This is a genomic window from Parasphingorhabdus pacifica (assembly GCF_054779195.1).
Genome location: NZ_BAAGYS010000014.1, coordinates 180,720 through 200,697, shown reverse-complemented (window position 1 = coordinate 200,697; position 19,978 = coordinate 180,720). Strand labels below are relative to the sequence as shown.

The window sequence follows — 19,978 nt, the reverse complement described above, 5'->3', positions numbered from 1 at the left end:
TGCGAAACTAGTGCTCGTCGGTGCGATCGGGCCAGCATCGTCGAGCCCTGTCGTGGACGCGTCCGTGGCAGGAACCGGGGAAGGGCGCGGGCGCACTTACATCGCATTCTCGGGCAATTTCGCAGTTCAGAGGCGTCCAAAGGTGCGCCACGCTGGTTCTGGGTGCTCCACCAGGCCCCGCCAGCCCGTCAGGTGGGCGGGTAGCGGTCGGACCAGTCGGGCGGGGTGGGGCCGAATTCGAGCGCCGCGTCGTGGGTGAGGCGCTCGATCGCCCCACCCAGCTCCAGATCTGCCACCCACCGTTCGGGGATCTTCCCCGCGCCCAGCAGCGCGCCGAGCAGGCTGCCGCAGACGGCGCCCGTTGTCGCGCTGTTGCCCGAATGGTTCACCGCCAGTCGCAGCGCCAGTTCGAAGTCACCATCGGCGGCCAGCGCGGCGTAAACGCCGATACCCAGTGCGTCGTGGGCGGTCCAGCCCGTCCCGAGGGTACTCTCGACGTTGCTCGGTGGTATCGGCCCGGACTCGGCGAGTCGAATCGCCGCCGAAAGCCGCTTACTCACCTCCTCGTGCCCGGTGTGCCCGGTCAGCTCGTCGAGCACCTTCGACGTGGCGGTCCGCAATCCTTCACCGGCAGTCAAGCGGTAGATCAGTCCCGCGAAGGTGCCCGCGCTCAGGTATGCGGCGGGTGAGCCGTGCGTCAGTGCGGCCATCCCCGTACCTGTTCGAAACGCTTCCGCCGGGTCGGTGCTCCACAGCGCGGCAGGCGCCGAGCGCATCACGGCGCTGCTGCCCTTCGAATCGCTGACCGGATTGTCCGGGCTGCCCATCGCCTGTTGCCCCTTGGCGAACGCGATGAGCGTTCGCATCATGGTCCGGCCCGGATTCCGCGTCTGGAACAAGGCGCGCTGCTCGACCAGCCAGCCATCGGGCTCCGGCGTGTCCTGGAGGAACTCCCCGGCCGCACGCGCCCAGCTCAGGTGCTGGGTGTGCAACCAGCGCTGGTAGGCGTGCTGGACATGCCGGTACGGATCGCTCGGCACGCCGTCCTGCCTGCGCGCGACATTGGCCCGGATGGTGCCTTCGAGGGAAAAGAGCAGCAGCTGGGTGTCGCTGCCGAGCCGTCCGGCGGGATGGCCCGCGGGAACGTAGTACCGCACGCCCTGTTCCCCGTGCCGGTCCTGGATCTCGCTCCAGCTGTCGCCGGTGATCGGACCGCCCAGGGCTTCTCCGATCGCGCCACCGAGAACGGCTCCCAGAAAACGATCCCGGGTGGCGGCCAATCGGGGAACGGCGGCGAGCCCGGTCCGGTACCGGGCCGGAGCCGACGATCCGGAATCACCCGGATACCGTTCGAACCAGTCCTCCGTCTCGTCCGGGTAAGGCCCGAACTCCGTGGTCGCGTCCGCGGCGAGCCGCTCGACCGTGGCCCGCATCGGAAGGGTGTCGAGCCACTCGTCCGGAATCACGGACGGGCCGTGCACAGCACCGAGCAGCTGCCCGCACAGCATGGCCGTGGTGCCGGTGTCCCCACCGTGCTCGGCCGCGATCCGCACCGCGCCGGCGAAATCGTCGGAACACGCGATCGCCACCCGAATGGCGATGCCCAGTGCGTCGGCCCCGCTGCGCCCGGCACCCATCGCATCGAGCTGCACGCGCCCCGGCCGCGTGCTCGGCGGTCGATTCGCACCGAGGCGGAGGGCGCGGAGAAGCGCCTCGTGCGGGATCTCCGGCGAATCCCGGCGAGCGAGACACCCGCCGAAGCCCTCGACGAGCGTCGAACCACGCAACAACGACCGCACCGTTCCCCCCACGAGCCCCGCGGGCAGGTGCGCGTGCGGCAGACCGTGGGTCAGCGCGGTGAGCTCGCTTCCGAGGTCGAAAACCACGTCCTCGTCGGCTGACCACAACGCGGCGAGAGCGCCCAGCGGGAGCGTGGTCCCGGCGTCGGACCGGTTGATCGCGCGGTGCGGGGTGCCGTGCGCACGCCCCGACGACATCAGCGCGATCGCGGCGACCATGGAGGAATCGCAGGTCGTCGTGCCCCGTGGAACCTCGGTGAGCAGCCAACCATCCGGGGCGGGAGGATCGCCAGGACCGGCACAGTCCGCCCACGGCACCCCGCGGGTGTGCAGCCAGCGCCGAAACCCGCGCAGCACGGCCTCCACCGGATCTCCGCTACCCGTCGTGCGCATTCCCGTGTGCGCCCGGATCAGGCTCTCCAACGCGAACATCGTCGCGCTGGTGCGTTCACCGCGACCGCTGCCGGATGGCTGCGCCACGGACTCTCCGACCGCGCCACCGAGCAGCATGCCGAGGAACCGGCTCGGCGCTTCGGCGAGGAACCCGTCAGGTCCGGCCAGACCACTCGTCGGCACCGGCGGTGCCGGGTCGTCGCTGAGCTGATGCTGCAGCGCGGCCGCCCACGGCGGTCGAGTGGTCGGTGCTCGACGCCACAGTCGCCACGTTTCGAGCATGCGCCACTCGACGGAATCGAGCCGCGAAGCGGACTTGCCCGCGCGCCTGAACTCACGCCATGTCGCCAGCAGTGCCCGCTCCGCCTCATCGAGCCGGATCACGCGGCTCGGCTCCTCGTCCACTGTGGCCTACTCCAAATAGCGTTTTGCCCAGTCCGGTGCGGGCTGGTCGGCGCGAACGTCGGCGGCGATGCGGCTCTCGTCGGACAGCAAGCGGTCGAATACCTCCCGCAGCTCGAGATCGTGCACCCATTCGGTCGGAATGGCCTGCACACCGCGTGCCGTACCCAGCAGACTCCCGCAGATCGCGGCGGTAGCCGTGCTGTTGCCCGAATGGGTCGCGGCGAGTGCGACCGCGTCGGCGAATTCGTTCGGGTGCGACAACGCGGCGGCCACTCCCAGCGCCAACGCCTCGGGAGCTTCCCAGCCGAGCCCGAGCGCACCCAGGTCACCCGGTGAGACGGGTCCGTGGTCGGCGAGTTCCAGCGCGGCGCGCAGGCACCGCGCCGTCCGCTCACCGCCTTCCAACAGGTCCAGTTCGCCGAGCACGGTGGCCACGCTCTCGGCGAGGGTCTGGCCCAGCTGCAGTGCGCTGGCGATCCCCGCGAGTGCGCCTGCGGGCAGGTAGCCGTCCGGGTGGCCGTGGGTCAGCACGGCGATCTCGGCACCGAGGGAAACGGCCGAGGCGGGGGTGTCGGTGTAGAGACCGACGGCCGCTCCACGCACGGTCGCCGCGGGCGTGCGTGCCGCGTTCGGTGGGTTGGCCGCGGTGGGAACCTCCTGGCGGGAACCCCACTGGGCGAGGGCCGTCAAGGTGGTTTCATCCGGGAGCCGCTGGTGTCGGAGAACAGAGGACTCGCCGAGCTCCCCCAGCGGAGTGGCCGGTTCGAAGCACGGTCCTTGAGTGCACATCCAGTGCTGCAGCGTGTGCTGGACCGCCATCGCCGGATTGGTCGCGGAACCGCTCATCCGAGCCTTGATCGCGGCTCGGATGAGGCCGTCGAGGACGAACACGGCCTGCTGGGACAGCGCGGTTGCCGCGCCGCGCGCGCCGAAGCATTCGGTGTACTCGCGCACGCCATCCGGATTGTTCCGAAGGATCGGCTGCAGTCCGGCGAAAATCCACGGGGCCGCCAACGCATCCCCGACGGCGGTTCCCAGTACACACCCCGCGAACCGCTCGGCGCGGTTGACCCGCGTAGGGCTCTCCGCCACCAGTTGCCCGTTCACTTCCGGGGGTTCACTCTCACGGCTTTCGCCGACGAGCTGGGCGGCACGTTCCTCCCCGAAAGCCTCGACCAGCAGCTTGTGCAAGCCCTGCGAGAGATCCGATGGTGCGTCGTCGTCACCGTCGCGGAACTTGCGCCACGCGGCGAGCAACCGGAGTTCCTCGTCGGAGAGATCGTCGTCGGATTCGCCCGCTTCGCCGACAGCTCCGTTCGATGCCGCCGGTGCCTCGGTCGCGACGCCGGTTTCGGCTGCCGCAGTGGTGGTTTCGGTTGCGGTGGTTGTTTCGGCCACCACGGCGGGCACGGCCGTCGCCGGAGTCCCGCTCGCGGCTGCCTCCGCACCGGATTCGGGGAACTCCCCGGTGGCTTCGGGCCGACTCGACGCCACTGCGGCAGTGTGCGCGTGAACGGCTTCAACGCCGGTCTCGTCGCTTTGCCGGACGCCCTCGTCGGTGCTGTCGCCGTCCGAGGACGACGATTCGACTTCGGTCATTTCGTGAGCAGCCGCCTCCGCCGACATCGAATCGAGCGGGTAGCGCAGCCACCACTCGTCCCCGTCCGGCGGGTTCGGGCCGAACTCCAGGGCGGTGTCGCGGGCGAGAGCCGAGAGGGTCTCGCCGAGCTCGACCCCGTCCCGCCACGCGGGCGGCATCGCGTGCGGAGTGAGGGCAGCGCCCATGATCGTGCCGCAGATCGCGGCGGTGGCGTCGCTGGCGCCCGAGTGGTTGGCCGCCAGGATCACCGCATCGCTGAACGATTTCGGACGGGACAGCGCTGCGCACAGTGCGATGGCGAGTGCTTCCGCGCCGGTCCAGCCCTGCCCGAGGTGCTCGTTGATCCGCTCCGGTTCGGTGTCGTCCTCGGCCGCGAGCTCGATGGCCCGCCGGACCGCGGTGGCGGTTTCCTCGTGACCGTCCCAGTCGGCGAGCACGATCAGCGCGCGTTCCACCGCTTCCGGCAGCGTCCGCCCGCTGACCAGCTGTTGGATGATCACCGCAAGCACGCCGGCGGGCAGGAAGCCGCTCGCCTGCCCGTGGGTGAGCAGCGCCGTTCCGCAGCCCACGCGGAAGACCTCGGACGGGTCATCGGACCACAAACCGACCGGGGCGGCGCGCGTGATGCCACCGCTTCCCTTGGACGCGTTGGGCCGATTGTCCAACGAACCGGCCGGTTTCCCGGCGGCATAGCCGTGCAGCGCCTGAACGCAGGTCGCACCGGGTGCGCGCCGGGCGAACAGTTCCGGTTGCCGGATCAGCCAACCGTCCGGGGGATTCCCCGCGATCGGACCGCCCGCGTCCTTCCACTCGAATCCCTGGGTGTGCAGCCAGCGCTGGTACGCGTGCTGGACCTCGCGGAGCGGATCGGTCTCCGAATACCGCCGTCTCCGCCCGGACGCGCGGATGAGCCCGTCCGTGGTGAACATCATCATCTGCGTGCCGTCGCTGATCGCCCCGGCCGCTCTGCGCCCGTCGACGAGCCCGGTCACCCCGGCCTTGCCGTACTTCTCGCGAATCGTGTCCATCGACGCGTCCTCGATCGGGTAGCCGAGTGCGTCCCCGATGGCGCCGCCGAGAAGGAAGCCCGCGATCCTCGTCGCCCGACCGCTCGTGGGCGGGGAGTCGTTCGTGGCGGTCGTCGTGGTGGCTGAGGTTGCCGGGCGCAGGTCGGATTCCGCTGCACCACTGCGCGCGAAGGCGGAGTCCTGCCCAGCGGCTTCGCGGCCTCCGGCGGCAGTTGCCGCGACGACCTCCGCCGCAGGTGCGGCAGTGCCCGAGTCCGGCTCGGACGTGCGATCGTCCTCGCTGTCGGCGGGGGCGTCGGCAGACGCCTCTTCCTCGGTCCGGGAGAAATCCCCGGCCTCGGCCTGCCCGTCCACCTCGGCCTGCCCGTCCATCTCGGACTGCGCGTCCGTCCCGGATGCCGTCGGTGCTTCGGAAACGGCTTCCGAGCCGCTGTCGGATCCGGTGGTCGGATCCGACTCCGAGTCGTTCGCCGCGTTGCGTTCCTCGTCCGTGCCGTCGTCCGGTGCGGCGGCTGCTTCTGCCGGGGTCGGGTCGGAACCAGCACTTCCGTGGTCGCCGCCCGTCGGGGCCTGCTCCGACGCGCTCGATGGTGCGGATGCCGATGCGGCCGGGGGTTCCCGAGAAGCCTCGGCGGACGTGCCGGATGCGTTGTCGGATCGCTCACCCAGCCGCGGGATCGCCCGTATGACCGTGTCGTTTTCCGGATCGCTCCTGGCCGGCCCTTCGGCGGGAGCGTCCCCGGAGGGCGCCGAGTCGGCACTCACCGGCGGTTCCGCGCCGACCGGAGGGATGGTCGAGGTGAACACGAGATCGACCGACTCGGCGCTCACCGGATAGCGCGCGGCCCACGTGCCATTGGTCGGCGGCGGTGCGCCGAACTCGGCGAGACCGTCCTTGGCCACCGTCTCGACGAGCTCACGCAGCTTCAGGTCGCGCAGCCACACTCCCGGTAGGGAACCGGAGCCGTACTGCGCACCCACGATGTTCCCGCAGAGGGCACCGGTCGAGTCGCTGTCACCGGAGTGGTTCACGGCCATCATCACGGCACTGGCGATTCCCGCGGAACTCAGTGCGGCGCATACAGCGATTGCCAGCGCTTCCGGGCCCTTCCAACCGCTTCCCAGGCTGTCCTTGATCTCCTCCGGACTGGGCTTGCCCTTGTCCGCGAGGTCTTGGGCCACCTGGAGCAGGTGATCGGTCTGCTCGTGCCCGGCGTACTCGACCAGCAGTGCTCGGGCCACGCCGAGCGAATCGGGCAGTGTCTCGCCACGGATCAACTGGTGGACGATCGTGCTGAGCACACCGGCGGGCAGGTAACCGCCGGGATCGGCATAGGTGAGGGCGGCCGTCGCCGCCGCGAGTTCGAAGACGACCCTGGGGTCCTCGGACCACAACGCGACCGGTGCGGCGCGGACAACGCCACCGCAGTCCTGCGAGGAGTTGATCGCCTGCTCGAAGGTGCCCGGCACCCCGGCGGAAGCGAACTCGCGCAATGCCGTGATGCAATCGCTGTTCGGCGAGCGCACGGTGAACAGGTCGCGTTGTTCGACGAGCCAGCCGTCGGGGTAAGGGGAGCGCTCGCCGAACGGGCCCACCGCCCGAGACCAGGCGTAGCCCTGGGTGTGCAGCCAGCGTTGGTAGGCCAGCTGGACCGATGCGAGCGGGCTGTCGGCCTGGTTCGTCCGGCAAGCGATGTGCCCTCGGATGAGGCCTTCCAGCGTGAACAGCGTCATCTGGGTGTCATCGGTGAATTCGCCGGGGCGGTCGCTGCTGCGGTCGTAGTCGGTGACCCCTTGCGCGCCGTAGCGGCTGCGGATCTGGTCCACGGGGTAGAACTCGATCGCCGCACCGAGCGCGTCACCGATCGCACCGGCCAGCATGGAACCGATGAATCGCTTGCCGAGGTCGCTGTCGGCCGGACTGGACGGGCCACCGCCGCCCTCCGTGCCGGTGGTGGCCACGGCATCCTGCGGGACGGGATCACGCCCGGGCTGTGCAGGCGCCGTGGAGTTCGGGCCGGACTGCCCGGCCGACGGCGCGGGACCGGACTGCGGGGTCGGCGCTACGGGAGTGGGACCGGACTGCGGCAACGAGTTGGGGCCGGACTGCGGAACCGGGTTCCCGTTGGTTGGCGGTGTGGGGTGCGGACCGGTCGGAACCTTGGGCGGAATGGACCCGGCGGCTTTGATCAGGTCCTCACCGGGAATGCGGGCCTTGACCGGGCTGGTCGGGTTGATCTGGAGGTCGAGACCGGCCGGGCTCTGCGCCGCGAGCTGCCTGCCGGTCATCCGCTGCCAGCTCGTCCAGTTCGGCGGCAGGTAGGTGTCGGAGGTGAACAGCTGCAGCTGCCGTCGGCCCGACTCGTGTTCCAGCGTGAACAGGCCGGTCCCCTGCGGCTGCGCGAACAGGATGAGTTCGGCGTCCAGCAGGGCGGTCAACAGCATCTGCCCCTGGGCATAACCGGTCGTGGTCAGCTGCAGCGCGCGCTCGACATCGTTGTTCGGCGCGGGCAACCGCAGTGCGACCGGGGAGGGGCGGTAGTTCGGATTGGGTGAGAAGTCGTCGGTGAGTTCACCCTGCTCGTCGACCCGGTATCCACCGATGAAGCCCCACGGCGGGATCTCCGCGTTGGGGTCGGTAAAGATCGGATCCACCACGTACAGCCAGGAATTAGGCTGCTTGGTGGCTTGCTCGCGCATGGTCGGCGTGATGACCGGCCGGCTCGGCTGTGGCGTACTCATCTCCAGCTGTGGCCCCCGACTTCCTTCATTGCAGCCTTGATCCTTCGGTACGCCCCGACGGTTGCGCACCTGTCCGAAATGCGCGGATCCGCCTGTGTGCTCCGAAGATGAAACGTGCGGGGATGGTGAGGGGTTCCCCGTGCACGCGTCGCCCGAACTCTCTCATGGTCTCATGGCCTCAAGTTCGCTGTTCCCCAAATCGAATCAGAATCGGCCGCGCCTCACCGTAGTGGAACGACTTTCCTGTTCAGGAGTCGTACGGTGAGCGGTCGCCGGGGTTCCGGACCTGCCGGCGGGGCGATCGTGCCCGTGAGAAAGATCGCGTTCGACTTGCCGGAAGAACCAGGCCGGAAGAACCAGGCCGGAAGAAAGCTTCCGCTTCGAAAGCGTGTCCGCTCGGCCCTGATCGTCCCCGTGTCGCGTTGTCGGGCCGCGTGGTCGGGAGTTCGAGGGCATTTCCCGGTTGTGTGCGGCGAAAGCACCAACCCGTCGGTCCGTCCGGGCGTCCCGTTGGGTCGAAATGCGGTGGAGTTTACAGGTCGTCGGTACGCGCACATCGGCGTGCTGTCCGTTTCGCGGCGGTACGCCGGATGTCGTGACCGGAACGCGCACATCCGCACCGTGGCGGGAAGGGCGCCCGTCGTCGTTCAACGCGCCTGCGCGTAGTTGCTCCGGTCGATGGCGATGCTGCGAGCTTCGGTGTAGCGCCGGACGACGAGCTCGGCGAGATCGGGGTCGTCGGCCATGGGGGCGGCGAGCACGGGATCGTTCGCGCACTCGCGGGCATGCCGCATGATGCGGTCGGGGAGGAGTCCGGGAGCGAGGAACCACGAGCCGATCGCGAACCTGCGGGCGCCCGCAGCGCGCAGCTCGGCGACCGCCCCGGGAACGTCCGGGTCGGCCGCGGCTGCGAACGCGGCGACCGCTCCGGCCCAGGTGTGCCGACTCGTCCAACGGTGCGCGACGTCGGCGACGAGTCGATTCGCCGGAGCGTGGCTGGAACCTGCACCGGCGAGGACGACGCCGAGATCGGGGTCGTTCGGATCCGCACCGGCTTCGGCGAGGCGGCGCAGCGCCGCTCGCTCCAGCGCCGGGTCGGGGCCGAGCACGTCCGAGACGTGCACCGCGAACGTCGGGTGCCGCCGCTGTACGTCGGCAACCGCGGCCGGCACATCGACCCGCGCGTGGAAGGCCTTGCCGAGTAGCAGCGGCACCACCACGGCCGAGTGGTGGCCGTCCCCGCGCACCGCGTCGAGCACATCGCCCAGACGCGGTGCGGACAGGTCGAGGAATGCCGTGCGGACATCCAGTTCCGGGCGCAGCTCGCGCACCACGTCCATCAGTCCGTGGATGGCGCGAGCCGAGCGCGGATCCCGGCTTCCGTGGGCGACGGCCACCAGCGGTGCGGTCACCACGAACTCACTTCGCCGCCGCGGCCAGCGGAGCCAGGGGCAGACCGATGAGACCGGCGGCCAGCGTGGTGCCGTCGGACGGGTCGATGATCAGCAGCGACCCCGTTCGGCGGCTGTCCGCGTAGTCGTCCACCGGAAGCGGTTCCGAGGTCTTCAGCTGCACCCGACCGATTTCGTTGAGCTGCAACGCATCCGGAGTGTCCACACTGGACAGTTCCTGCTCGTCGAACCGTGCCGAGATCTCGGTGGCGATCGCCTGCACGTTCCGCGTTCCGTGCTTGATCTGCAGCCGGGCTCCCGGCTGCAGCGCCTTCTCGGCAAGCCAGCAGACCGTGACGTCGAGCTCGTCTGTCACACGGGACGGCGAATCGGCCGCGGCGATCAGATCACCGCGTGCGATGTCCAGGTCGTCCTCGAGGCACAGCGTGATCGAGCGCCCGGCGGCCGCACTGATGGCCTCGCCATCCGGAGTGTCCACCTTGGACACCCGAGTGCGCGTGCCGCCCGGGAGCACCACCACCTCGTCTCCCTCCGAGACGACACCGGCGGCGATCTGGCCCGCGTAGCCGCGGTAATCCGGGTACTCGGCGGTGCGGGGGCGGATCACGTACTGCACCGGCAGCCGGAACGGGGCGTCGTGCGGGTCCGGAGCCACCGGCACGTTCTCCAGGTGCTCCAGCAGCGAGGGGCCGGAGTACCACGGGGTGTTCTCGGAACGCTCGACGACGTTGTCACCGAGCAGCGCGGACACCGGAATCGTGGTCACCGCGTCGTCGTCGTAGCCGAGCGCGCGGGCGTGCGTCGCGAACTCCTCGGCGATACCGGTGTAGATGGACGCGTCGAAGTCCACCATGTCGATCTTGTTCACCGCCAGCACCAGCCGGGGAACCCCCAGCAGCGCAAGTACGGCGGCGTGCCGCTTGGTCTGCTCGATCACGCCCTTGCGGGCGTCGACCAGCAGCACCGCCAGCTGCGCCGTCGAAGCACCGGTCACGGTGTTCCGGGTGTACTGGACGTGTCCGGGAGTGTCGGCCAGCACGAACGACCGGCTCGGCGTGGCGAAGTAGCGGTAGGCCACGTCGATCGTGATGCCCTGCTCGCGCTCGGCCCGCAGACCGTCCACCAGCAACGACAGATCCGGGGTCTCCAGACCGCGGTCCGCACTGGCGCGGTGGACGGCGTCGAGCTGATCGGCGAGCACGGACTTCGTGTCGTGCAACAGTCGCCCGACCAGCGTGCTCTTGCCGTCGTCGACACTTCCCGCGGTCGCCAGGCGCAACAGATCGGTGTGCACCGGCAAGGTCACCTCGGTCCCGCTGTCGGGAGCCGTGCGGGTGGTGGTTTCGGTCATTTCCAGGGTCCTCTCAAGCCTTTCGCAACGGGGTTCGCGCGGGCGGTCGGGTCTACGACCGTGGGATCAGAAGTAGCCTTCGCGCTTGCGGTCCTCCATCGCTGCCTCCGACATCCGGTCGTCGGCCCTGGTCGCGCCGCGCTCGGTCAACCGGCTGGCGGCGACCTCGGCGATCACGTCGTCGACCGTGTAAGCCTCGGACTCCACCGCGCCCGTGCAAGAACCGTCACCGACCGTGCGATAGCGGACGGTCTTCTCCTCGACGTCCTCGTCCTCGCGTGGCCCGCCCCAGGGGCCGGAGGTCAACCACATGCCGTCGCGCAGGTACACCTCGCGACGGTGCGAGTAGTAGAGCTGCGGGAGCTCGATCTTCTCGCGCTGGATGTAGCGCCACACATCCAGCTCGGTCCAGTTCGACAACGGGAACACGCGCACGTGCTCGCCGGGCCGGTGCTTGCCGTTGTAGAGGTTCCACAGCTCCGGGCGCTGCCTGCGCGGATCCCACTGCCCGAAAGCGTTGCGCAGGCTGAAGATCCGCTCCTTGGCGCGAGCCCGCTCCTCGTCCCGGCGGCCACCGCCGAAGACCGCGTCGAACTTGTTGTCGGTGATCCCGTCGAGCAGCGGCGTGGTCTGCAGCGGGTTGCGCGTGCCGTCCGGGCGCTCCGACAACCGGCCGTCGTCGATGTAGTCCTGCACCGAGGCCACCACCAGCCGCAAGCCGTGCTGCGCCACCAGCTGGTCCCGGAAGTCGATGACCTCCTCGAAGTTGTGACCGGTATCGACGTGCATCAAGGGGAACGGCACGGGAGCGGGCGCGAACGCCTTCAACGCCAGGTGCACCAGCACCGTGGAGTCCTTGCCCCCGGAGAACAGGATCACCGGGCGATCGAATTCGCCGGCGACCTCGCGAAAGATGTGGATCGCCTCGGACTCCAGCGCGTCCAGGTTGTCCACCTGCGGTGGCGCCTCCTGTGATGCCGTGTCCGCGGCCAGTTCGATCTCGTGATCGGTGGTGGTCATGCTTCCCCTCCGAAGTGCTCCAGGCACTGGTTCGTCCAAGCGTCCGAGGGCTCACGCCCTCCAACCACTTCTATCCGTGCAAGCCGCATTCCGTCTTGGTGCTGCCGGCCCAACGTCCGCTGCGGGGGTCGGCGCCCGGAGCTGGTTTCGCCGTGCACGGCTGGCAACCGATCGACGGGAAACCAGCAGGCACGAGCGGGTTCACCAACACGTTGTGCTCGGCGATGTAGTTGTCCATGTCCTCGTCGGTCCACGCCGCCAACGGGTTGATCTTGACCAGGCCGTTCCGCTCGTCCCACGTCACGATCGGCGTCTCCGCCCTGGTCGGCGCCTCGACCCGGCGAACCCCCGTGACCCACGCCTCGTAGCGGGCGAGCGTGTTGCGCAGCGGCACGACCTTGCGGAGGAAGCAGCAGCGGGTCGGATCCCGGTCGTGGAGCTTCGGTCCCTCCGCTTCGTCCTGCTCGGCGACGGACTGTTCCGCCTGGGCGTTGACGATCCGCACGTCGTAGGTCTGGGCAACGGCGTCGCGGGTTCCGAGCGTCTCCGCGAAGTGGTAGCCCGTCTCCAGGAACAGGATGTCCACCCCGGGCCGTGCCTTGGCCGCGAGGTCGACCAGCGACGCGTCCTGCATGTTCGACGCGACGATCAGGTTGGAACCGAAGGTTTCGGCAGCCCAGCGCAGCGCCTCGTCGGCGCTTGCCTCGGCCAGCCGCGGTGCGGCCTCCTCGACGATGGCACGCAGTTCGTCGTCGCCCCGCCGCACGCCGATGTTCGTGGTGGTCTCGGCAGTCATGTTTCCTCCGCTACAGTCCCAGGCCTACGAGCTTGACGGTGAATACGCGCCGACAGGCTTGGCACTGCCACGCGCCGGCAGGCTCCGGCTCGGGTGTCAGCTCCTCGTCGCCGCAGTAGGGGCAGTAAAAGGGGGCCGCCCGCTCGGAGCCCGATCCCGCCGAACTCATTTCAGGTCGTCCTCCTCGGCACGAGAAACCCACTGGGCGAACCGTTCGCCCCGGGACCGCTGGTCCAGGTACGTGCGGACCAGCCGCTCGACGTAGTCGCCCAGCCCGGCGGAGGTCACCTTGTGCCCGCGCAGTTTACGGCCGAAACCGGCGTCGGCTCCGAGCCCACCACCCAGGTGGACCTGGAAGCCCTCGACCTGGTTGCCGTCCTCGTCGGGGACCAGCTGTCCCTTCAGCCCGATGTCGGCCACCTGGGTCCGGGCGCAGGCGTTGGGGCAACCGTTGAGGTTGATGGTGACCGGGTCCTCGACCTGGCCCTGGATGTCGTCCAGCCGCTTCTCCAGGTCGGAGATCAGGTCGATGGCGCGTTCCTTGGTCTCCACGATCGCGAGCTTGCAGAACTCGATGCCCGTGCAGGCCATGATGTTGCGCCGCCACGGCGAAGGCTCGGCGTGGAGACCGAGCTCACCCAGACCCGAGATCAGCCCGTCGACCTCGCGCTGGGCGACGTCCAGGATCAGCAGGTTCTGCTCGACGGTCGTGCGTACCCGGTTCGACCCGGCCCGCTCGGCGGTCTTGGCCGCCTCGACCAGCGTCGACCCGCTGACCCGCCCGGCGGCGGACTTCACACCGACGTAGAAGTTGCCGTCCTTCTGCGGATGGACACCGAGGTGGTCGCGGTGTCCGTACGGCACCTCGGGAGCGGGACCGTCAGCCAGCTTGCGCCCCAGGTACTCCTCCTCGAGGACCTGCCGGAACTTCTCCGCGCCCCAGTCGGCGACCAGGAACTTCAGCCGGGCCCGGTGACGCAGCCTGCGGTAGCCGTAATCGCGGAAGATGCACGTCACCGCGTGCCAGACCTCGGCGGCCTCGTCGATCGGTACCCACGCGCCGAGCCGGACCGCGAGCTTCGGGTTGGTGGACAAGCCGCCGCCCACCCAAAGGTCGAAACCGGGGCCGTGCTCGGGGTGTTCCACCCCGACCAGCGAGATGTCGTTGGTCTCCGGAACCGTGTCCCAGCGCGGCGAACCGCTGATCGCCGTCTTGAACTTCCTCGGGAGGTTCGACAGCGAGGGATCGCCGATGTAGCGCTCGGTGATCTCCTCGACCGCCGGGGTGGCGTCGATGATCTCGTCCGCCGCGACTCCCGCGACCGGGGACCCCAGCAGGACGCGGGGGCAGTCGCCGCAGGCTTCGGTGGTGTAGAGGCCGACGGCCTCCAGCTTTTCCCAGATCGTGGGCATGTCCTCGACCCGGATCCAGTGCAGCTGCACGTTCTGCCGATCGGTGATGTCGGCGGTGTCCCGCGCGTAGGTCTGCGAGATCTCGCCGATCACGCGCAGCTGCTCGGTGGTCAGTGCGCCGCCGTCGATCCGGATGCGGAGCATGAAGTACGAGTCGTCGAGGTCTTCCGGCTCGATCGTGCCGGTGCGCGCTCCCGGGATTCCGGGTGCCCGCTGGGTGTAGAGCCCCCACCAGCGGAAACGTCCGCGCAGGTCACCGGGGTCGATCGAGTCGAAACCCCGGTGCGCGTAGACGTTCTCGATGCGTTCGCGGACGTTGAGCGGGTTGTCGTCCTTCTTCGAGCGTTCGTTGGGGTTCAGCGGCTCGCGGTACCCGAGAGCCCACTGGCCTTCGCCGCGGGTCTTGCGCTTGCGCGCGGGTGTGCGAGTCGGAGCATCCGTCGAGGGGGACATTCCCGACCTCCGGGAGGGGACGTGGCGCGCGAAGACAACGCCGAGTTCACCCCGCCGTGGTGACGGTGTTCACAGCCGACGTGCCCGGCGCCGACTGGACAGTTCGGAAAAGCGGCGGCGGGATCAACCCGTCCGGAGGCAGAGCGCGCTGGAAACCCGCCGCAGGTCAACGTAGCGGCGAGTCACCAGCAGGAGTTTCGGAGGGGTCGTGCCCATGTGGTCGAGCCTGCCATCCGAGTACGGATGGGCAAAACCGATCCGCATTGTGAGACGCGACGCCCTTCGGTTCGACGGGGTGACGTCGTTCCTTCCGGGAAGGCGTCGGCAACGTCCTCGTCCCCGGCTTGGTCGTGGCCTTCGTGCTGCCTTCGCGGTGGGGCTCGCCACGGCCTCTGACGCGAGCCGCCGTGCCGCTGGGACACTGGAAGCGTGCCAGCTCAACCGCCTTCCGGTGAACCCGCTCCGCTCGACGGCGCACTGCCGACCAGTGCCCTCGCCGGAGTGGGGAACCGCCCGTTCGGCGTCTACATCCACGTACCGTTCTGCGCGACCCGCTGCGGCTACTGCGACTTCAACACCTACACCGCCGACGAGCTGGGCTCCGAGTCCGGGTTCGGGGACTGGCTGGACGGGCTGCGCGCCGAGCTCGATCTGGGCGCGAAGGTGCTGGCGGCGGGCGGTGGACCGGTTCCCCCTGCCGAAACGGTGTTCGTGGGGGGCGGGACGCCGTCGCTGCTCGGGGCGGAACGCCTCGGGGACGTGCTCGCGGCGGTCCGCTCGTCCTTCGGGCTGACCGAGGACGCGGAGATCACGACCGAATCCAACCCGGAATCGACCTCGCCGCGCTTCTTCGACGGCCTCCTCGACGCGGGGTTCAACCGCATTTCGCTGGGCATGCAGTCGGCGGCCGAGCACGTGCTGCGCGTGCTCGACCGGCGGCACACGCCCGGACGCCCCATCGAGGCGGCGAAGGAAGCACGCGCGGCGGGATTCGAGCACGTCAACCTGGACCTGATCTACGGAACACCGGGTGAGCGCGCGGAGGACCTGCGGGTATCGCTGGACGCGGTCCTGGAAGCAGGGGTGGACCACGTCTCGGCCTACTCGCTGATTGTCGAGGACGGGACCGCCATGGCCCGCCAGGTTCGTCGCGGCGACCTGCCGATGCCGGATGAGGACGTCCTCGCCGACCGGTACGAGATGCTCGACGAGGTGCTCGGCCGAGCCGGTCTGCGCTGGTACGAGGTGTCCAACTGGGCCACCGACGAGGGAGCTCGCTGCAGGCACAACCTCGGGTATTGGCAGGGCGGTGACTGGTGGGGTGCGGGCCCGGGCGCGCACAGCCACGTGGGCGGCGTCCGCTGGTGGAACGTCCGTCATCCGGCGCGCTACTCGGCGCTGCTGGCCGAGGGGTCCTCGCCCGCCCAGGCTCGCGAGCTTCTCGATGCCGAGGACCAGCGGATCGAGCAGGTGATGCTCCAGCTGCGGGTCGCGGGCGGCATCTCCGTGGACGTGCTCGACGGCCCCGGGCGAGCGGCGGCCGAGCAGGCAGCCGGCGACGGGCTGCTCCGGGCCGAAGAGCTCCGGAACGGGCGGTGCGTGCTCACCGACCGGGGGCGGCTGCTCGCGGACGGTGTGGTGCAGCGCCTGCTGGGCTAGACGCTCTGGGCCGGGCGACCTTCGGCTGGGTGACCTGGAGCGGGCGTCCTGGACCGGGCGGCTCGGCGTGGGCGACCTTCGTCACACGCGCATGCGTTCGCCGCGGCTCTCGGTTCCCGTGTGAGAACGCCGTAAACTCGGAAGAGGGAGCCGTCGGGCGGCGCCCGGCAGTGCTGCGTAGGAGGTGACAGGGGTGAACGCGGAGGAACGCCGGTTCGACGTTCTGCGTGCGATCGTGGCCGACTACGTATCGTCGAACGAGCCGGTCGGCTCGAAGGCGCTGGTCGATCGGCACCACCTCGGTGTGTCGAGCGCCACCGTGCGCAACGACATGGCGGCCCTCGAAGAGGAGGGGATGATCGTCCAGCCCCACACCAGCGCCGGGCGCGTACCCACCGACAAGGGGTACCGGACGTTCGTGGACCGCATACACGAGATCAAACCGCTGACTTCCGCGGAGCGACGGGCCATCCAGGCGTTCCTGGAGGGCGCGCTCGACCTCGACGACGTGATGCGCCGCAGCGTGCGGCTGCTCGCGCAGCTCACCCAGCAGGTCGCCGTGGTCCAGTATCCGACGCTGACCCGTTCCACCGTTCGGCACGTCGAAGTGGTGCCCATCACCTCGGCCCGGCTGATGCTGGTCCTGATCACCGATACCGGCCGGGTGGATCAGCGTACGGTCGACCTGGGCGATGTCATCACGGATGACGACGTCGCCCGAGTGCGAACGGTGCTGAATTCGGCGATGGCCGAGAAGCAGCTGCCGGTCGCCTCAGCCGCCGTGGCCGAACTGCCCGAACAGGCTCCTCCCGAGCTGCGGGACCCGATGACGCGAGTGTGCAGCGTGCTCATCGAAACGCTGGTCGAGGACCCCGAAGAACGCATGATGCTCGGCGGCACGCCCAACCTCACCAACAACGTCACGGACTTCCCCAACTCCTTGCGCCAGGTGCTCGAAGCTCTGGAAGAGCAGGTCGTGGTGCTGAAACTGTTGGCGGCAGCCCAAGACTCGCGCACCGTCACCGTTCGCATCGGCATGGAGAACGAAGCCGAGGAAATGCAAACGACCTCGGTGGTGTCCACCGGCTACGGCTCGCATGGGATGGTGCTGGGAGGCATGGGCGTCGTCGGGCCCACCCGGATGGATTATCCGGGCACGATGGCGGCGGTACGTGCCGTCGCCGCGTACGTCGGTGAGATCCTGGCCGGTAAGTGAGACGCGCCGGTCAGCGCGACGGATTTGACGCACGTGTACTCGTCGATAGAGCGAAGGAAGATCGCACAAGGTGGCCAGGGACTACTACGGAATCCTCGGGGTGGCCAAAGACGCTACGCCGGAGCAGATCAAACGGGCTTACCGCAAGCTCGCCAGGGAGTTGCACCCCGATGTCAATTCGGCGGACGACGCCCAAGAGCGCTTTGCTGACGTGACGACCGCCTACGAGGTTCTTTCCGACCCGAAGAAGCGCCAGGTCGTCGACTTGGGCGGTGACCCGCTCGGCAACGGCGGCGGTGGTGGCGGCGGCACGGGCGGAGACCCGTTCGCCGGCTTCGGCGGCCTCGGCGACATCATGGACGCGTTCTTCGGCGGTGGCGGTGGTGCCGGCGGCGGTGGCGGCCGCGGACCCCGCAGCCGCGTGCAGCCGGGCTCCGATGCGCTGCTGCGCATGGAACTCACGCTGGAGGACTGCGCCAGCGGTGTCGACCGGGACATCACCGTGGACACCGCTGTGCTCTGCGACTCCTGCGACGGCGGCGGGTCGAGGGCGGGAAGTGCCCCTTCGACCTGCGACACCTGCAGTGGTCGGGGCGAGGTCCAGTCCGTGCAGCGGTCCTTCCTCGGGCAGGTCATGACCTCCCGCCCCTGCCCGGTGTGCCGCGGTTTCGGTGAGGTCATCACCGACCCGTGCCAGCAGTGCAGCGGCGATGGCCGGGTGCGTGCCAGGCGCACGATCACGGTCAAGATCCCCGCCGGTGTCGGCGACGGGATGCGGGTGCGTCTGGCGGGCGAAGGCGAGGTCGGCCCCGGTGGGGGGCCTGCCGGTGACCTGTTCGTCGAGGTCGACGAGCTCCCGCACGAGCGCTTCACCCGCGATGGTGCCGATCTGCACTGCAACGTCGAGGTTCCGATGACCGCTGCCGCGCTCGGCACGGTGATCACGTTGGACACCCTCGACGGCAAGGAGCAGATCACCGTCGAGCCAGGCACTCAGCCGGGCAGCGAACACCAGCTCACCGGGCAGGGCCTGCCGAAGCTCCGGTCCAATGGCCGGGTCAGCGGTCACGGTGATCTGCACGTGCATCTGGACGTCGTCGTGCCCACGAAGCTCGACGACGAGCAGAACGAGCTGCTGCGGCAACTGGCGAGCATCCGTGGTGAGGAACAGCCGGAGGCGACCGTGACGGCCAATGGCCAGCGGCAGGGACTGTTCTCCCGGTTCCGTTCCTTCGGCAACCGCTGACGTGGGCGAATCGTCGCTGCCGGTCTTCGCCGTCGAGGAGCTGCCCACAACGGGTGAGACCGTCCTCGGCGGTACGGAGGGCAAGCACGCCGCGACGGTTCGCCGACTCCGCTCGGGTGAGCAACTCGTCCTCACGGACGGCCAGGGCGGATGGAGCCGGTGCGAGGTCGTCGAGGCCGGGCGCGACGAACTGCGGTTGACCGTCCTCGGTACTCGGCGGATTCCGGAACCGCGGCTGCGCGTCCGGCTCGCCCAGGCGCTGGTGAAGGGCGATCGAGGCGAGTTGGCCGTGGAGCTGGCGACCGAGGCCGGTGTCGATGCGGTGGTGCCGTGGCGAGCGAGTCGGTGCATCGCCAAGTGGGACGACGGGCCTCGCGGAGCGAAGGCGCTCGCGCGGTGGCGCAACACGGCGTTCCAGGCGGCGAAGCAGGCCCGCCGCCCGTGGTTTCCTCCCGTGGAGGAACCGGTGGGGACGGCAGCGCTCGCCGAGCTCGTCGGACGGTCGGACAGCGCCGTGGTGTTGCACGAGTCGGCGCCCGATCAGCTGACCGAAGTCGACCTCCCGGCACAGGGTGAACTCGTCGTCGTGGTCGGCCCGGAGGGCGGGGTCAGCGAGTCGGAGTTGTCGGCGTTGATCGATGCCGGGGCCCGGGCGGTGCGTCTCGGTCCGTCGGTCCTGCGGGCGTCGACTGCCGGTGCGGTGGCGCTGGGAGCACTCGGTGCGTTGACCGATCGTTGGCGCGACCAGTAGTCACACCGCCCGAATGATTCGGTTCCCGCTGCCCGCTGTGACCGCTCGAGGGAGAGAAGATCAAATTCTCCTCCGCAGGCGTGGCGCAAAAGGGTGATGCGACGATACGGTGAGTCATGACGGCGGCAAGTGCGAGCCGTCCGTCTGCTCGGAGTACCGAGTGCTCGCCGGACACCTCCCCCCCCTCGGTCCGGCGAGGGTGGCGTCGTAGCAGGGTGACCCCCAGATCCTGCTACGGCGCCCCGTTTACGTCCGCGGTCTTCACGTCCGCTGCCGGTCCGTTCGATCATCCCGCCGCACAACCGATAATCTGCGGGCATGACCGAAAGCGATGCCGACTCACTGTTCCTGCGGATCATCGCTCGCGAGGTGCCCGCCGACGTGGTGCACGAGACCGAGCGCACGATCGCCATCCGGGACATCAACCCGCAGGCCCCCACGCACGTGCTCGTGGTGCCCAAGACCCGCTACCGCAACGCGGCCGAACTCGCCGCCGCCGACCCGCAGCTGCTGGCCGAGCTGGTCGAGGTCGCCGACGAGATCGCCGTGCGGGAAGGTATCGCCGAATCGGGATACCGCGTGCTGTTCAACACCAACGTCGACGCCGGGCAGACCATCTTCCACGTGCACCTGCACCTGCTCGGTGGCGAACCGCTGGGTGGCCTCACGGGAGGCGCGCTCAAGGGCTGAGCGA

The 19,978-nt window shown here is 69.4% G+C and carries 13 protein-coding genes; 5 read left to right on the top strand and 8 right to left on the bottom strand.

Going from position 1 to position 19,978, the window contains the following annotated elements:
* Positions 1 to 188: 188 nt before the first annotated feature.
* The 8 genes from ACYVAN_RS21120 to ACYVAN_RS21085 form a co-directional block, all read right to left on the bottom strand.
* Positions 189 to 2,576: an ADP-ribosylglycohydrolase family protein gene (locus ACYVAN_RS21120; RefSeq protein WP_460962272.1), complete on the bottom strand. Its 2,388-nt coding sequence runs from the start codon at positions 2,574 to 2,576 to the stop codon at positions 189 to 191.
* 27 nt (positions 2,577 to 2,603) lie between these two features.
* On the bottom strand, positions 2,604 to 7,967 hold the full coding sequence (locus ACYVAN_RS21115; protein WP_460962270.1) for a type VII secretion system-associated protein: 5,364 nt from the start codon (positions 7,965 to 7,967) through the stop codon (positions 2,604 to 2,606).
* Positions 7,968 to 8,614: 647 nt separating this feature from the next.
* Positions 8,615 to 9,379, bottom strand: a complete 765-nt coding sequence (locus ACYVAN_RS21110; protein ID WP_460962268.1) for a sirohydrochlorin chelatase — start codon at positions 9,377 to 9,379, stop codon at positions 8,615 to 8,617.
* A gap of 7 nt (positions 9,380 to 9,386) precedes the next feature.
* Entirely contained in the window at positions 9,387 to 10,730 is a 1,344-nt protein-coding gene (locus ACYVAN_RS21105) for a sulfate adenylyltransferase subunit 1 (RefSeq protein ID WP_460962266.1), read from the bottom strand.
* 66 nt (positions 10,731 to 10,796) lie between these two features.
* Positions 10,797 to 11,750: a sulfate adenylyltransferase subunit CysD gene (gene cysD / locus ACYVAN_RS21100; RefSeq protein ID WP_460962264.1), complete on the bottom strand. Its 954-nt coding sequence runs from the start codon at positions 11,748 to 11,750 to the stop codon at positions 10,797 to 10,799.
* 70 nt (positions 11,751 to 11,820) lie between these two features.
* Positions 11,821 to 12,546 carry a phosphoadenylyl-sulfate reductase gene (locus ACYVAN_RS21095; protein WP_460962262.1) on the bottom strand — a complete coding sequence of 242 codons (726 nt, stop codon included), beginning with the start codon at positions 12,544 to 12,546 and terminating at the stop codon, positions 11,821 to 11,823.
* A gap of 165 nt (positions 12,547 to 12,711) precedes the next feature.
* Complete coding sequence (locus ACYVAN_RS21090) at positions 12,712 to 14,412, bottom strand: nitrite/sulfite reductase (protein ID WP_460962260.1); 1,701 nt, start codon at positions 14,410 to 14,412, stop codon at positions 12,712 to 12,714.
* Between the two features lie 123 nt (positions 14,413 to 14,535).
* Positions 14,536 to 14,676, bottom strand: a complete 141-nt coding sequence (locus tag ACYVAN_RS21085) for a putative leader peptide (protein WP_460962259.1) — start codon at positions 14,674 to 14,676, stop codon at positions 14,536 to 14,538.
* 165 nt (positions 14,677 to 14,841) lie between these two features.
* Between ACYVAN_RS21085 and hemW the strand changes: the two genes are divergently transcribed.
* The 5 genes from hemW to ACYVAN_RS21060 all read left to right on the top strand — a co-directional run bounded on the left by hemW (position 14,842) and on the right by ACYVAN_RS21060 (position 19,974).
* Complete coding sequence (gene hemW / locus ACYVAN_RS21080) at positions 14,842 to 16,071, top strand: radical SAM family heme chaperone HemW (protein WP_460962257.1); 1,230 nt, start codon at positions 14,842 to 14,844, stop codon at positions 16,069 to 16,071.
* Positions 16,072 to 16,264: 193 nt separating this feature from the next.
* On the top strand, positions 16,265 to 17,287 hold the full coding sequence (hrcA, locus tag ACYVAN_RS21075) for a heat-inducible transcriptional repressor HrcA (protein WP_460962255.1): 1,023 nt from the start codon (positions 16,265 to 16,267) through the stop codon (positions 17,285 to 17,287).
* Between the two features lie 70 nt (positions 17,288 to 17,357).
* Positions 17,358 to 18,533 carry a molecular chaperone DnaJ gene (gene dnaJ, locus ACYVAN_RS21070; protein ID WP_460962253.1) on the top strand — a complete coding sequence of 392 codons (1,176 nt, stop codon included), beginning with the start codon at positions 17,358 to 17,360 and terminating at the stop codon, positions 18,531 to 18,533.
* A gap of 1 nt (position 18,534) precedes the next feature.
* Positions 18,535 to 19,284, top strand: a complete 750-nt coding sequence (locus ACYVAN_RS21065) for a 16S rRNA (uracil(1498)-N(3))-methyltransferase (RefSeq protein WP_460962251.1) — start codon at positions 18,535 to 18,537, stop codon at positions 19,282 to 19,284.
* A 318-nt stretch (positions 19,285 to 19,602) separates the two neighbouring features.
* Positions 19,603 to 19,974, top strand: coding sequence for a histidine triad nucleotide-binding protein (locus ACYVAN_RS21060; RefSeq protein WP_460962249.1), 372 nt, complete (start codon positions 19,603 to 19,605; stop codon positions 19,972 to 19,974).
* Positions 19,975 to 19,978 lie beyond the last annotated feature (4 nt).